The sequence below is a fragment of the Streptomyces sp. B1866 genome, from assembly GCF_031932565.1.
GTDB lineage: Bacteria > Actinomycetota > Actinomycetes > Streptomycetales > Streptomycetaceae > Streptomyces.
Map to the genome: position 1 here is coordinate 1 of NZ_JAVSCF010000043.1, position 14,678 is coordinate 14,678.

Consider the following 14,678-nt stretch of genomic DNA (forward strand, 5'->3'; position numbering starts at 1 on the left):
GCGCGGAAGGCGGCCGGGCGGGCGCGGGGGCCACGGCCGACGGATGACGGCGGCGGGGGCCGACGGGCGCGGGCAGGGCGTACGACGGCGACGCGGAGGCAGGCAGGCACGGGCGGACACGGCGGTCGAGGCAGGCAGGCACGGGCAGGACGTACGGCGGCGTGGCGAGCCGCCGCGCGGGGGCGGTCAACGCGCCGGGCGCGGGCCGCGCGTGGCGGCGCGCTACCGGTTCCGCCCACGGGCGTACGCCGGGACACCCACGGGAGGAGGACGACCGCCGGTAGACTTTGCCCTGGTCTCGCCCGTGCGCATCCCCACCTGGGCGCGGGGGACGGCCCGCGGCACCGACAGACCTTGCGACGGAGGAATGCAGTGGCAGCAGGCGACCGGGCAGCGGCTCCCGGCAAGGCCGACGGTCTGATGCGTGCCTCCCTGAGCGCGGTCGCCCCCGGCACGGCGCTGCGGGACGGCCTGGAGCGCGTCCTGCGGGGCAACACCGGGGGCCTCATCGTGCTCGGCGTGGACAAGACCGTCGAGTCGCTGTGTACCGGCGGTTTCGTGCTCGACGTGGAGTTCACCGCGACCCGGCTGCGCGAGCTGTGCAAGCTGGACGGCGCGCTGATCCTGGACAAGGACATCACCAAGATCGTGCGGGCGGGCGTGCAGCTCGTGCCGGACGCGGCCATCCCCACCGAGGAGACCGGCACCCGGCACCGCACCGCGCAGCGCGTGTCCATCCAGACCGGTTTCCCGGTGGTGTCGGTCAGCCAGTCGATGCGCCTGATCGCGCTGTACGTGGACGGCCAGCGGCGGGTGCTGGAGGACTCGGCGGCGATCCTGTCCCGCGCCAACCAGGCGCTGGCCACCCTGGAGCGCTACAAGCTGCGGCTGGACGAGGTCGCGGGCACGCTGTCGGCCCTGGAGATCGAGGACCTGGTCACCGTCCGGGACGTGACGGCGGTCGCGCAGCGGCTGGAGATGGTCCGAAGAATCGCGACGGAGATCGCGGAGTACGTGGTCGAGCTGGGCACCGACGGCCGCCTGCTGTCCCTCCAGCTGGACGAGTTGATCGCGGGAGTCGAGCCGGAGCGCGAGCTGGTGGCGCGGGACTACGTGCCGCAGCCGACCGCCAAGCGCACCCGCACGGTCGCCGAGGCCCTGGCGGAGCTGGACGGCCTCAGCCACGCCGAGCTGCTGGAACTGCCCATCGTGGCCCGGGCCCTGGGCTACAGCGGCTCCCCCGAGACGCTCGACTCGGCGGTCTCGCCGCGCGGTTTCCGGCTGCTGGCGAAGGTGCCGCGGCTCCCCGGCGCCGTCATCGAGCGCCTGGTCGACCACTTCGGCGGGCTTCAGAAGCTGCTCGCGGCGAGCGTGGACGACCTTCAGATGGTGGAAGGGGTCGGCGAGGCGCGGGCGCGGACGGTGCGCGAGGGGCTGTCGCGCCTGGCCGAGTCGTCGATCCTCGAACGGTACGTCTGACGCGCCCCGGCACGCCGGCCGCCTGCCCGTTCGTCCGGCGCCTGCCCCCGGACTCCCGCCCGGGTACCCGGTACCCCGGGAGCCCGCCGCCGCGCGCCGACCCGTCCGGAACGTACGGGCTCCCCTCTCCGACAGCGAGTCCCGCCAGCCCCGTCAGGGCCTCCCAGGACGGGCCGTCAGGTCCGGGCTTCAGGCCGTCCCGCTCAGTCCTCGTCCAGTGAGAACGCTCAGTCCTCCTCCAGCGAGAACGACGCGCGGTCCGTGCCCAGTTCCTCCAGCTTCACCACCACCAGGTAGGTGCCGGCCCCAGGCGCCGTGCCGCCCGCCGGGGCCGCGCAGTGCTCCGCGCTCCGCTTGCGGTCCCAGGTGACGGTGCGCTCGGCCGTACCGTCGCCCGGCACCTCCACGAGCACCCGGGCGACGCCCTTCGGGCAGTCCTCGGTGGCCCAGACGCGGCCGCCGTCCGCGTCGGTGATGGTCAGGGACGCGGACTCGTGGCCGAAGTCGACGGCGCACGGGCTGGCGGAGGAGTTGGTCACGACGATGCGGAACGAGGGGTTCTCGCCCGGCTCGTAGGTCTGCTTGGCCTGCGCGCCCTTGACGCTGCGCACCGTCAGTTTCACCGCGCCCGGCTGGCACTCGGGCAGGCCCGCCGCGGCCGGAGCGCTCTGCCCCTCCCCGATGCCGAGGCGGCCGCCGCCTGCCCCGCCGCCGGAGCCGCCGCCCGTACCGCCGCCGTCACCGCCGCCCGCGCCGCCGCCGGAGTCGCCACCGGCGCCGCCGTCACCGCCGCCGGTGGCACCGCCGTCGTCGCCACTGCCGCTGCCGCCGCCGTCGGCCTCGTCGCGGCCGCCCGGCCGGGACTCGTCCACCGGGCCGGAGGGCGTGGGACCGGGTGTGATCGCGGTCGCGGCGCCGCCCGGACCCTGGCCCTTGCCCTCGTCCTTGTCGCCGCCGCCGCCGGATCCGCCGAGGTTGACGAGCCAGACGACGAGCAGGAGGACGAGCACGAGCAGGGTGAGCGCAACGGCCCTCCGGCGCCAGTAGGTGGAGGAGGGGAGCGGCCCGATCGGATTGCGCAGAGATCCCACGCGGAAACTCTACGAGAGATCTGTCACCACACCACCCACCACCCACCCCTCGGACGGCGGCGGTTCACGTCATCCGCGCGGCGGCCCCGGCTTCCCGGCCGGGTGCTCAGCGGAGGGGCGGCAGGGTGGGGGCCACGGCCGGGCAGGTCGTACGGCAGTTCAACTTCACTGGTGACTGTCGGATCTTGACGGCGTTGTCCGGGCCCGAGATCGCGGCCGTGAACAGGGGGTCGAGGTCTTCCCCCGCCACCCCGCACCCGCTGAACGGCGGGATCGTGATCCTGCCCGTCAGGTCGCCGCCTCGGTAGAGGTTGTAGTCGCCGGAGAGAGACGTGTCGACCACGCCCGTACGGCAGTTTGGCCCCACGTCCAGGGGCACGCCGTTGACCTTGACGTCGTGCACGCGCAGGCGCTGGTAGTAGCCGATCCTCGCGCTGTCCTTACCGTCTGTGCGCACCTGCACGATCGTGACGGGCCCGCTTTCGAAGCTGACCTTCGCGGTGGTCGGCTGGAAGCCGAAGGTGAGGAAGGTGGCGTCGGCGTCGGGGAAGTGCAGGTCGCCCAGGTGGTCGTACTCGGAGTAGGCGGGCGCGCCCTCGTCCTGGATCACGCTCCGTTTGAGGATCGTCAGGTTCATGGGCCCGGGGTGCTTGGCCGGATCGTTGACGATCACGGCGCCGTTCTGCTTGGTGACGTTGGCGTATCCGGCCGCGAACACGCACGCGGGCTGGGGCGTCGACTTGCCCAGATGAGTCCTCGGCGGCTGCGGCGGCAGGCGCCGGGGGTCGAGGTCGCCCTTGGGCGGTACGTTCACGCAGGGCAGCGTGGCCTCGGCCCGGGGCGCGACCTGGATGGGGCCGCTGCCGCCGCCCTGCCGGGGTGCGGCGCTTCCGCCCCGGCTCGGGGCGACGGACTGCGTCGGCGTCGGGGCCCCGTCGTCCGTACCGCCGCGCACCGCCACCGTGCCGAGCCGGGTGTCCTGGCCTTCGGCGGGCGTACAGGACAGGGCGACGGGCCGCGGGGCGCCGGAGGTCTCGGACGCACTCGCGGACGGCAGGCCGACGGCCGACGGCCCGTCCGACGGTGGCGCACTCGCGGCGCCGCCCGCCGAGGGCTCGGGCAGCAGGCTCAGGCTCAACTCGCCCGCCGCGAAGGTGACGTCACCGGGCCGGGTGACGGTCACCGGCTGGGCGTCGCCGGAGAACGTCAGCTCCAGGTCGCCGGACCCGGACACCGGCACCGGCACCGAGGGGGCGGCCAGATCCGGCCAGGGAGCGTCGGCGGTGGCGTCGCCCTGCTCGACCCGGGCCGTGAGAGACGCGGTGCCGCTGACGGATCCGGTGCCGCGCGGCAGCAGCGCGGTCAAGGCGTCGCGCGGGAGGGTGACCCGGGCGGTCACCGGCCCGGGCCGTACGGGCTGTCCGGCCGCGCCGGTCTCGGGAAAGGTCTCGGTGAGCGCGACCTGGACCGCCACGTCCCGAGCCGCGCCGACCGGGGCCTGGCACGCGTAGCGCACCTGTACGCCGCCGTCCTGCCCGCGCGCGTGCGACCCCGACCCGGACAGCAGCTCGGCGAGGAGTGCGGAGGCCCCGAGCGCGGCGATCCATAAGGAGCGCGGGCGTCGGATCGCACCTGTCATCACTGTCGCCCCCCGGAAGACGCGTCAACGACGTCACGCCAGAAGCACTCATGGCGGCCGCGCCGTGGCCACCGGTCAACTCGCCCGGCGCGGAGATAGTTTCAGGCAGCACATTACGTCCGGGTAACCGCCCGCGCAACAACTTCCGCCGTGTTGGGCGGCCTCGGTCGCCACCGGGTTCCGGGCGTCGGCCCGCCCGGCCGCGACCGGGCGGGTCAGTACTCGTCCACGGTCTTGCCCTCGGGGACCTGGAAGCAGGCCGAGGACAGGTCCACGTGGATCATCGAGGAACCGGTCGGCTTGGATTGCTTACTCTCGTCGTAAAAAATGATGTCGACCGAAAACTGCACCCGTGTGGAGTTCGCGATCAGTTCGAGACTCCTGCTGGGGCTCCCGTCCGGCCCGTATTTCGTGACCTCCCAGCCCATTTTGGGCAGTCCATCCCGGAGACGGACCATCGCCTGCCCGAGGTCTACGACCGGAACGCGGGTCAGCGACCAGGGATGGTGAATCGTGAAGAACTGTTCCGGGTCTTTTTCGCCACAGAGCGCGACGCCTGGTCCGGGCTCGCTGACCTTGCCGCGAAGATCGATGATGTCCAGAATCTGGCTTGAGAGCCTTTCCGCTTCTTCTCGGATGTCTTTGATCTCGCGCCTCTTGGGCGTGTAACCCGGATCGTCGGAACCATTCATGGAGCACCCCGCGAGCACGATCACGACAACAAGAGCCGACAGAGCGGAAGGAGATTTCCGGAAAACCGATCGGGGACGATTCTCATTATTCATCGGCCTTCACCATATCGTAGCGCCCGGCGACAACCCGCGCTTGGTTCTTCAAACTCAGGGAACCATATTTCCAGTAGTCGCGGTGCCCCGAGGTATCAGTGGCCATCTGGTTGGCCCCGAAAGAGTCGTCACTCGGAATGACTCCACTGTCGCGGATTATCACTCTGCCGCCCTTCTCCTCCCACTGGGTGCCGCCATGGAAGTCCCTGCCAATATCGGGCACTTGGTCACCGTCAGCCTCCTCGTTCCACACGTGCCCCCTGGGCGCGTCCATCTCCTCGGCGCTGCCGACCTGCACGCCAGGGCTTCCCGCGAAAATCACGTCGTCCGCGTTCAACTCCCCCTGCCGCGCGGCGGAGCCGATGAGGGTGGTGCCGTAGCTGTGGCCGATCACCGTGGTATGACCTGTCGTACCTGGTTCACGCGAAGCGTGAAGGCCGTCTATGAAGCCGTTGAGGGCCGGAGCGCCGTCGTTCGCGTAGTGGCTGAAAATGGCGTCCTTCAGCACGTCGTCCGGCGCGTCATAGCCCAGCCAGGCGATGGTCGACACGCCCTGGCCCTCCACATATGAGTGGGCATCTCGCCACAGGTCGTTCATGCGGTTGATGCTCCCTTCGATACCGCTCAGATCACTTCCGGTGCCCGGCACATAGACGGCCGTGTGATGAGCTTTGTCGGGGTTACCGGTGGCGATTATGGCGCGCCCGTCCCGCTTCGGGTCGAACGCCAGCAGATACGCCTCCGGAAGTCCGTGCTCGCCGGTCTGGTCGAAACGGTGCTGGATGGCGTCCATGCCCTTTATGACTGACTGAAGACGGCGATATCGGTCGCCGTACTGCTTGTTCCACGCCACCCACTCGTCGGTGTGCACCGAAACCGGGACACCTCCCGAGGTGATGGTCGTCCACTTGTTCGCGGGCTCCGGCGGAATCGCGTTCAGCCGGAGCTGGCACGCGCCCCGCTGCTCGTCCAGAACCACCCGGTTGGCCTCGTCCCGGACAGCGGCCGGAATGCCGTCCAGGGCACCGACAGCCGCCGGGAACAGCGCGGTGTAATCGGCTCTCTCCCGCTCGGACAGCCCTTTCCACCACGCCGCGTTCTCTTTGGGACTCCTGCCCTTGGGAATGCCGTCCAGGCGCAGATAGTCCCCCGCCGCCCTCCGGACCGAGCCCATGTCTCCCTGGGCGTCGGCCCAGTCCCGTTCGGTGACGTCCAGGTCGTTGTCCGCCGTCAGCCGGTCCAGCGTCCGCGCGTACGTGGCGTCGGCCTCTGTGGCCTCTTTCAGCGCGTCGCCGATGCGGTTCGCGTACCCCTGGGCGATCTCCCGCCTGGGGTCCGTGTCCATCAGGCTGTCGACGAGATTCTGCGCGTCGTTCTGCTGGGCGGCGCTCCGGTCGGCGGAGCGTCCGGGCGACGGCACCCGGGACACCCAGTGGACCGAGCCGTCGTCCTTGACGGTGAACCTGTCCGCCTCGGCGTCGGCCACCGCGTCGTCCAGCTTCTTCTTCGCCGCCCGCAACTCCGCCGCCAGCCCGTTCAGCGCGGCGCTCACCAGACCGGTCTCCACCTGGATGTAGTGGAAGTTCCGGCTCAGCCGCCGCAGCCGCTCCAGCGCGGCGGCCGCTCCCTCGCCCTCGGCGGACTTGCGGAGTCTGGCCGAGATCTCACCCTCCACGCGGTCCTTGGCCGCGCTCGCGGCGTTGCTGATGTGGCGCCAGCCGTCGGCGGAGTCCTCGAACTCCGCGGGCTTCAGCGCGCGTAACCGGGCGAAGCTCACCACGCGGTCTCGCCTCCGGGGCCCTGGTGCGGGCGCCGCCCCGACGACTCCTGCGGCGTGGTGCGCTGCTCCTGGAAGGCTTCCTTGATCGCGCCGTCGGTCTTGTAGTAGGCGTCGGCGGCCTTCCGCAGCTTGTCCTTCAGTTCTTCGCACTCCCGGCCGACGAGATCGAGCCGCCGCAGCCACGACTGGTGAACGCTCCGGTGGGACGCGACGCTCGCCAGCCCCTCGGCTCCCGCGCCGCCGCCCTGGTGCGTCAGCCTCCGTGCCAGCTCCCCCTCGGCCTTACGGAGGTTCACCCGCGCCTCGCCGACTCCCTCGGCCGCGCCGCGCCACGCCTGGTGCGTGGAGCGCAGCCGACCGGTGCCGCCCGGTGAGCCGCCCGTCCCTCCGTCGACTCCGGCCAGGTTCATACGGCCCGGCTCCTGGCCCCGGCCCTCGGTCCACTCCGCCCCGAACGACACGTCGGCTTCCTCCCTCGGCCGTTCTCCACCGGATCCGCTTGAGGGGACGGGCACGTACGGCCGTCGCCGGGGCGCTCGGACGGTCCACGCTCCGGCCCGGCCGGTGAAACCCGCTCCACTCGTGGGCCGTCCCGCTTACTCGTCGGTCACGATCACCCGACCGAGAATCCTGACTGTCGGTCAAGAGCCGTCGCAAGAACGAAAATCAGCCAGGCTCCGGTCGATGCGCCGGTGAGGCGGACGGGGCGCACGGGTCTGGTGCCGGTCCGGCCGGGCCCGCTCGGGGTGGCCCGGCCAGGGCCACCGCCTGCGGCGGGCGGTGGCCCTGGCCGGTCGAGGGCGAGCCGCCGGGTCCTCGTACGCGCCCGGCCGGGGAACCGGACGCCCGGCGGCTCGCCCGCTCGGGGTGCCCCGGCTCGGGAGCTCACCGGGGTGGGGCCCGGCCCTCCGGCGCGGGGGATCGCCGGGAGGGCCGGGTTTCGGGCGGCGTCGGACAGGACTCGGCCGTCCGCTTGGTCCCGGGCGGGCGGGGTCGTGGCAGGGCCCGCCCGGGGGTCTGGGGGCTCAGCTGGGTGGGTCGTCGGGGTCGGGCCGTCGCCGGGCGCGGCGGGGTGGGGTGTCGGTGGGGAAGAGGAGGCGTTCGAGGTAGCTGGTGGGGGCGCGGTGGGGCTGGGGCAGGGGGCTGTCGTCGCGGCGGGGGTGTATGCGGCGGCGGAAGAGGTGCCAGGGGTTCATGGGGTCTCCTGGGTGTGGAGGGTGAGGGCGATGCGCAGGGCGGTGTGCAGGGCGCGGGGTTCGGTCAGGCGGCGGTCGGCGGTGGGTCGCAGGCGCCAGTGGACTCCGGGTCCGGTGACGCGGTGGGCCGGGGGCACGACGAGGAAGCTGTGCGCGCGCAGGAGGTGTACGGGCTGGAGCGCGCCGTGGTCCCACGCGTCGGCGGCGCCGGTGCCGATCAGCCAGTAGAGGCGGATGCCGGGCGGGTCGGCGATGACGGCCCCGGTCTGCTCGCCGAGCAGCCGTAGGGCCCGCTCACCGACCGAAGCCGGGACCCGTACCGCGTCCCACCACACGCCCACGGGCTGCGCCTCCGCCACCCACCCGCCCGGCGGCGCCCACAGGTGAGGCCCGGTCGTGAGACCGCTGGCCGGGTCGGCCAAGGCGGCTCGACTGGTTCGGTTCTGAGGCGTATGACCGGGGCCCGGCCCGAAGCGGGTCACCGCTCGCACCTCCCGGCTCCGTCACCGGGGTTGAGACAGGGCATCGTGACCTCCTGCTGTCGTGGGATGCCGCTACCAAGGCAACCGGGACACTCGTCACGAAAGCGATGGCTCGGTGATGCATCTTCGATGCAAGATCGAGGTCTCGGATTCCCTCGTTCGTGCATACGCGCCAACGGCGTTGGCGAACGGCGCTACGTTCGGTGTCGGAGTGGTGACGACGCAAGGGGCTGTGGTGGCGAGGAAGAAGACGCCCAATCTGCGGATCCGAGCTGTACGTGACGAGCGCTTCCAGATGAGTCGCACGGAGTTCGCGGCACTCATCAACCGGGAAGGCGAACGTATGGGCGAAAACGTCGGCTGCACGCCTCGTGTCATCGCCACCTGGGAGGACGGAGACGTCGCGTGCCCCCGGGCTGTGTACCGGCGCATCCTGGCGAAGCTGACCGGGGAGGACATGGCAGCTCTGGGCTTCTCGCCTGCGCCACGACAGGCGACAGGTACGGTCATCACGTTCGATCACGATGACAACCCGGAGGAGCCAGTGGATCGGCGCACCTTCTGTTTCGATGGCACCGCCCTTGCCTTACCGATCGACGCTGCCGACAGCGCCTCGGGGCGCGTGGGGGCAAGAGAGGTGCGCAGCATCGCGAAAGCCGTAAACGTGATCTACGCACATGACCACGATCACGGCTCTGCGGCGTTGCGTCGAGATGCGACCGGTGCTCTCCATACCGCCTACCGATGGCTCCAAGAAGGCGCATACACGGAACGCACAGAGAAAAACCTGCGCTCTGCGATCGGCTTCCTCGCTATCGCGACCGGGTGGCTTTCTTTCGACTCGGGCAGGCCCGCAGATGCCCGGTCCCTGTACGGCGAGGCTCTGGCCGCCGCGCGCATGGCGGACAATGCCGGTCTGGAGGCTCATGCGTTCGGCTGCCTGTCGTTGCTGGCCAAGGCAAGCGGACGCCCCCGGGAGGCGATCTCTGCCGCGCAGGCCGCTCAGAGCGCCGCACGCGCCCTGGGGTCCCCTCAGATGCTCGCCCTGTTCCATATGCGCGAAGCCTGTGGCTGGGCGTTGATGGGCGATACGTCAGCGACCGACCAGGCCGTCATCCGTGCCCACGACCTCTACTCGCAGGGCCCCCGGGAGGCGGATCCCGACTGGCTGGAGTTCTTCACCCCTGCTGAGCTGGCTGGACTGGAGTCGCTGTGCCGCGCCGACCTGGGTCAGCAGGCCCGAGCCGCTGCGGGCGCCGAGCAGGCGGTTCTGCTCCACGGGACAGGTTTTGCGCGTAACCGCGCCCTTTACGCTGCGGATGTCGCCGTACATCACGCCCTGCGGGACCGCCCCGATCTGGAAGCTTCCGTCGAGGCCGCGAAGCAGGTCCTGACGCGTGTTCCGGAAGTGAAGTCTCATCGCCTTCTGAAGGCGCTGAGAAACATTGCCGGTGCGCTTCAACGCCATGCGCGTGTTCAAGTTGCCGCTGACTGGCTGGATGAGTACCGCAGTATCGCCAAACACCCTTCAGGAGGATAACTATGGGTTCCTGCATAGATGCTGGCATCGTTTTCCGTGCGTACTTGCCAGCTCAGATCCATCCGCTGATCGATACTCTCGGTGAAGTCTGGGCCGATGCCCATCCGGAGCTCATGCAGAATCCTGAAGAAGCCACTGCCGACCTGTCCGTGGCCGCCCTCCACCGCCAGGTCGCGGGCCACCTCAAGCACCAGGGCTTCGTGCTCGTCGCCGCTTATAGCGCGGGCACGATGGTCGGTTTCGGATACGCCTTCCCCTGCACTCCGGAGTACTGGTTCGGCCGCGACCTCCTGCCGAAGATCCCGGAGCCCGTCCGCCAGGGGCGGCTCATGGGACTGTGCGAACTCGCGGTGCGTCCACCGTGGCAGTCCCAGGGCGTAGGCTCACGCATTCACGCGGAGCTTCTCAAAGCCATTGCCCCGCAGTGGTCTTCCCTGTTGGTGCTTCCGCCCAACGAGCGCGGACATGCTCTCTACCACCGGCTCGGGTACCGCTACGCCGGTCCCTACCGAAACGCTCAGGATGGCCCTGTCTACGATCTCCTGCTCATGCAGGTCAGGGAGTGAAGCAGCGCATCGTCATGCTTCCGAACGGGCGGTCGCCCGGGCGACCCGGTTCGCCGGGGCCCGGGTGGACAGCCGACCGGCAGGCGCGCGACCACCTCGCACGCCCCGCTGGAACGGGCAGCCGCCCACCGGCAAGGGCGGCGGCGCCGCCGACGTGGTCGCCCAGGCCCGCGCGGCCGGAATCCCCGTGGACGTCGTCTGGCCGGACGGCGCCGCCCGCCAGGGGTGAGGGCCGAACCCAGGGCCCGGGCCGGGGCGCGCGGCCCGGACCCGCGTGGCGCCGGGCGTTTCACCGGCCGGGCGGGGCCGTGCCAGGATCGGCGGTGCCATGACTGCCACTCCCGCGCACACCGCTGCTCCCGCCGACGACGCCCACCCGGCCGAAGCCGCCGCGCTGCACCGGCCCGTCATCGACTGGTTCGGCGCGCACGCCCGGGACCTTCCCTGGCGGCGGCCGGAGGCCGGGGCCTGGGGGGTGATGGTCAGTGAGTTCATGCTCCAGCAGACGCCGGTGAGCCGGGTGCTGCCCGTCTACGAGCAGTGGCTGGCCCGCTGGCCGCGTCCGGCCGACCTGGCCGCCGAGCCGCCCGGGGAGGCCGTACGCGCCTGGGGGCGGCTGGGGTATCCGCGGCGGGCGCTGCGGCTGCACGGTGCGGCCGTGGCCATACGGGAGGGGCACGGCGGCGACGTACCGGCCGACCACGCCGAGCTGCTGGCCCTGCCCGGGGTCGGCGAGTACACGGCGGCGGCCGTCGCGTCCTTCGCGTACGGGCAGCGGCACGCCGTGCTGGACACCAACGTCCGCCGCGTGCTGGCCCGCGCGGTGACCGGCGTGCAGTACCCGCCGAACGCCACCACCGCCGCCGAGCGTCGGCTCGCCGCCGCGCTGCTGCCCGACGACGAGGCCACGGCCGCGCGGTGGGCGGCGGCCACGATGGAGCTGGGCGCACTGGTGTGCACGGCGCGCACGCCCGGGTGCGCGCGCTGCCCGATCGCGGCGCGCTGCGCGTGGCGGGCGGCCGGTTCTCCGGCGCACGCCGGGCCGCCGCGCCGGGGCCAGACGTACGCGGGCACGGACCGGCAGGTGCGCGGCAAGCTGCTCGCCGTGCTGCGCGAGGCGGACGGGCCGGTGCCGCGCGCGGTGCTGGACCGGGTGTGGGACGAGCCGGTGCGGCGCGCCCGCGCGCTGGACGGGCTGGTCGCGGACGGCCTGGTGGAGCCGCTGGAGAACGGGCACTACCGGCTGCCGCTGAGCTGAGAGCCGGGCCGCGCGCCGCTCCGCTCCCGGTCGGGCCCGCCGCCGCCAGGCCGGACCCGCCGCCCGGCCAGTCCCCGCCCGGTCGCGGGCTCGTGCCGTCCCCTCCGCCGCCGCTCACGCGAAGCTGCCGGGCGGCTACACCCCCGTTACCAAACCTATGGGCGACTGTGCGCCGCCCGCAGCCCTGTTGCGGGGCGGGCCGCAACAGCCCGTCCGTAGCGTCCCCCTCGCGCCGCCGTCGACCGCGGCGTACGACGCGGGGAGACGGTGGGAATGGAGGCTGGGATGACCAGCAGCGGCGCGGTACTGGACGGCGGGCTGGACTTCGAGGAGTACGTACGCAACCGGCAGGACGCCCTGCTGCGCAGCGCGCGCCGCCTGGTCCCCGACCCCGTCGACGCGCAGGACCTGCTCCAGACCGCGCTGGTGCGCACGTACGGCCGCTGGGAGGGCATCGCGGACAAGTCCCTCGCCGACGCCTACCTGCGCCGTGTGATGATCAATACCCGTACGGAGTGGTGGCGGGCCCGGAAGCTGGACGAGGTGCCGACCGCCCAGCTGCCGGACGTGCGCGTGGAGGACGGCAGCAAGCAGTACGCCGACCGGGCCCTGCTGCTGGACGTCCTCGACGTGCTGGCTCCGAAGCAGCGGAGCGTGGTCGTGCTGCGACACTGGGAGCAGATGACCACCGAGGAGACCGCGGAGGCGCTCGGGATGTCGACCGGCACGGTCAAGAGCACGCTGCACCGGGCGCTGGCCCGGCTCCGGGAGGAGCTGGAGAGCCGAGACGCCGAGGGGTACGAGCACGCCGGGCGCGGGCGCGCCGCCGCGCGGACGGCGGCGGCCCGTACGGGCACGGCCCGGCCCAGGCCCGGCCGGGCGGCCGTCGGGCGCGGCCGTACGGCGGGCGCCGCGGCGGGCATCTCCGCGGGCGTACCCGCGCGCGCGGCGCGGCACGACCGGGAGCCGGACCGGTGCGCGGCCTGACCAAGGCCGAACCCGGCGGCTCGGCCGAACCCGGCGGCTCGGCAGGACTGCCCGGCGAGCCGGAGAGCCCCACCGGGCCCGCCAAACCCACCGGTCCCGCCAGGCTCACCAGGCTCCTACGGCTCACCCGCGTCAGCCGACTCAGACGGAGCACCGGCCTCGCCGGAGTCGCCGCGGCCAAGGCGTCCGAGGGCGGATCCGCCGAGGCCGGGCTCTCCGGAACCGGGCCGTGCGCAGCCGTCCCGCCCGGCCCGCCGGTCCCGGCCCGCGAGCCCGGCGAGCCGCGCACGCCCCGGGCCACCGGGCCCCTCCGCCCCCTGCGCCTCTTCAGGGCGCCCCGGGCCTCCCGCTCCGTCCTGGTCTCCTGCGGCGCGGTCGTCGCGCTCGCCGGGACCGCGGCCCTCACCCTCGTGAGCTGCGGCAGCGGCGGCGTACGCCAGGAGGGTCCCGCGCGGGCCGTCTCGGCCCCGGCCCACTCGGGCGAACCGGGAGCCGACACCTCCAACCCCTCCGGCGGCCGCCGGGTGGACGCGGTCGCGCTGCTGAAGGACGACCCCAAGGTCGGCGCGAAGCTGAAGGCGCACCTGCGGCCCTGCCCGCCGGAGTCCGCCGTGCCCGCGGCCCCCGAGCGGACGGCGCGGGCGGGCGCGTCCGCCGGGGAGCAGCCGCGGCCGGAGGCCTCCGGCGCGTACGTGGTCGACGTGGCCTACGTGAAGCTGACCGGAGGCTCCGCCTCCGATGTCGTCGTCAACGTGATGACGTGCGCCAACGGCATCGGGATAGGCTCGTACGTATACCGCCGGACGGCCCAGGGGTACGAGAACGTCTTCGCGGACGAGCAGCTGCCCGTCTACGCCGAGGCGGACCGGGCCGAGCTGCGGCTGACCCGGCTGGTGTACGACGCGGGCGACGCGACCTGCTGTCCGTCCGGCGAGGAGGTGGACACCTACCGCTGGTCGGCGGCGGCCCAGCGGTTCACCCGGGCCGGGCACTCGTACACCGACTACGGCAAGGCCGACGAGGACGACGACGGCTCCGCCTCGCTCCTGCCCGTGCCGTCGTCCGGCTGACGCCCTGGCGCCGCGGCAGGCGCGTGACGCACACGAACCACGAACGACGACAGACCCGACGGAGTGAGATACGGCCGTGGCCGAAACCCATGTGCTCTTCGTGGAGGACGACGACGTCATCCGGGAGGCCACCCAGCTCGCCCTGGAGCGCGACGGCTTCGTGGTGACCGCCGCGCCCGACGGCCTGACCGGTCTGGAGCGGTTCCGGGCCGACCGGCCGGACATCGCGCTGCTGGACGTGATGGTCCCGGGGCTCGACGGGGTCAGCCTGTGCCGCCGCATCCGGGACGAGTCGACCGTGCCGGTGATCATGCTGTCCGCGCGGGCCGACTCGATCGACGTGGTGCTGGGCCTGGAGGCGGGCGCCGACGACTACGTGACCAAGCCGTTCGACGGCGCCGTGCTCGTCGCCCGCATCCGCGCGGTGCTGCGCCGCTTCGGACACGCCAGCGGAGCGGGCGGCGGCGCGGCCCGCGGACCCGCGGAGGCTCCGGGCGCGCGCGAGGGCGGCGGCCCGGTGCTGCGGTTCGGCGACCTGGAGGTGGACCCGGAGGGCATGGAGGTGCGCCGGGCCGGGGCGCAGGTGGCGCTGACGCCGACGGAGATGCGGCTGCTGCTGGAGTTCTCCGCCGCGCCCGGGACGGTGCTGTCCCGGGACCGCCTGCTGGAGCGCGTCTGGGACTACGGCTGGGGCGGCGACACGCGCGTGGTGGACGTCCACGTCCAGCGGCTGCGCGGCAAGATCGGCCAGGACCGGATCGAGACGGTCCGTGGCTTCGGCTACAAGCTCAGGGGCTGAAGGGAC

At 72.6% G+C, this 14,678-nt stretch carries 15 protein-coding genes; 8 read left to right on the forward strand and 7 right to left on the reverse strand.

Translation table 11 applies throughout. The features are described from left to right. Positions 1–420 precede the first annotated feature (420 nt). On the forward strand, positions 421–1,479 hold the full coding sequence (gene disA / locus RKE29_RS09185) for a DNA integrity scanning diadenylate cyclase DisA (RefSeq protein ID WP_312004633.1): 1,059 nt from the start codon (positions 421–423) through the stop codon (positions 1,477–1,479). Positions 1,480–1,706: 227 nt separating this feature from the next. Here the strand turns inward: disA and RKE29_RS09190 are convergent, their stop codons facing one another. The 7 genes from RKE29_RS09190 to RKE29_RS09220 all read right to left on the reverse strand — a co-directional run bounded on the left by RKE29_RS09190 (position 1,707) and on the right by RKE29_RS09220 (position 8,329). Continuing rightward, positions 1,707–2,570 (reverse strand): hypothetical protein, encoded by an 864-nt coding sequence (locus RKE29_RS09190; protein ID WP_312004604.1) that lies wholly within the window; start codon positions 2,568–2,570, stop codon positions 1,707–1,709. Positions 2,571–2,676: 106 nt separating this feature from the next. Then, positions 2,677–4,209 (reverse strand): DUF6801 domain-containing protein, encoded by a 1,533-nt coding sequence (locus RKE29_RS09195; RefSeq protein WP_312004605.1) that lies wholly within the window; start codon positions 4,207–4,209, stop codon positions 2,677–2,679. 215 nt (positions 4,210–4,424) lie between these two features. Continuing rightward, positions 4,425–4,925 carry a hypothetical protein gene (locus RKE29_RS09200; RefSeq protein ID WP_312004606.1) on the reverse strand — a complete coding sequence of 167 codons (501 nt, stop codon included), beginning with the start codon at positions 4,923–4,925 and terminating at the stop codon, positions 4,425–4,427. A gap of 61 nt (positions 4,926–4,986) precedes the next feature. Further along, complete coding sequence (locus RKE29_RS09205; protein WP_312004607.1) at positions 4,987–6,774, reverse strand: alpha/beta hydrolase; 1,788 nt, start codon at positions 6,772–6,774, stop codon at positions 4,987–4,989. Beyond that, on the reverse strand, positions 6,768–7,235 hold the full coding sequence (locus tag RKE29_RS09210; protein WP_312004608.1) for a hypothetical protein: 468 nt from the start codon (positions 7,233–7,235) through the stop codon (positions 6,768–6,770). Before RKE29_RS09210 ends, RKE29_RS09205 begins: the two co-directional genes overlap by 7 nt. A 564-nt stretch (positions 7,236–7,799) precedes the next feature. Continuing rightward, positions 7,800–7,970: a hypothetical protein gene (locus tag RKE29_RS09215; protein ID WP_312004609.1), complete on the reverse strand. Its 171-nt coding sequence runs from the start codon at positions 7,968–7,970 to the stop codon at positions 7,800–7,802. Then, positions 7,967–8,329, reverse strand: a complete 363-nt coding sequence (locus RKE29_RS09220; protein ID WP_312004610.1) for a hypothetical protein — start codon at positions 8,327–8,329, stop codon at positions 7,967–7,969. The genes RKE29_RS09215 and RKE29_RS09220 overlap by 4 nt, the downstream gene beginning before the upstream one ends. Before the next feature lie 358 nt (positions 8,330–8,687). Between RKE29_RS09220 and RKE29_RS09225 the strand changes: the two genes are divergently transcribed. The 7 genes from RKE29_RS09225 (at position 8,688) to cseB (ending at position 14,672) form a co-directional block, all read left to right on the forward strand. Next, a complete protein-coding gene (locus tag RKE29_RS09225; protein WP_312004611.1) occupies positions 8,688–9,992 on the forward strand; it encodes a hypothetical protein in 1,305 nt (434 codons plus the stop codon). Between the two features lie 2 nt (positions 9,993–9,994). Then, positions 9,995–10,558 (forward strand): GNAT family N-acetyltransferase, encoded by a 564-nt coding sequence (locus RKE29_RS09230; protein ID WP_312004612.1) that lies wholly within the window; start codon positions 9,995–9,997, stop codon positions 10,556–10,558. A gap of 64 nt (positions 10,559–10,622) precedes the next feature. After that, entirely contained in the window at positions 10,623–10,787 is a 165-nt protein-coding gene (locus RKE29_RS09235; RefSeq protein WP_312004634.1) for a hypothetical protein, read from the forward strand. 99 nt (positions 10,788–10,886) lie between these two features. Next, a complete protein-coding gene (locus RKE29_RS09240; RefSeq protein ID WP_312004614.1) occupies positions 10,887–11,816 on the forward strand; it encodes an A/G-specific adenine glycosylase in 930 nt (309 codons plus the stop codon). 285 nt (positions 11,817–12,101) lie between these two features. Then, positions 12,102–12,803: a SigE family RNA polymerase sigma factor gene (locus tag RKE29_RS09245; protein WP_312004615.1), complete on the forward strand. Its 702-nt coding sequence runs from the start codon at positions 12,102–12,104 to the stop codon at positions 12,801–12,803. Continuing rightward, positions 12,791–13,873 carry a hypothetical protein gene (locus tag RKE29_RS09250; RefSeq protein ID WP_312004616.1) on the forward strand — a complete coding sequence of 361 codons (1,083 nt, stop codon included), beginning with the start codon at positions 12,791–12,793 and terminating at the stop codon, positions 13,871–13,873. Before RKE29_RS09245 ends, RKE29_RS09250 begins: the two co-directional genes overlap by 13 nt. A gap of 76 nt (positions 13,874–13,949) precedes the next feature. Further along, entirely contained in the window at positions 13,950–14,672 is a 723-nt protein-coding gene (gene cseB, locus RKE29_RS09255; protein ID WP_312004617.1) for a two-component system response regulator CseB, read from the forward strand. Positions 14,673–14,678: the final 6 nt, after the last annotated feature.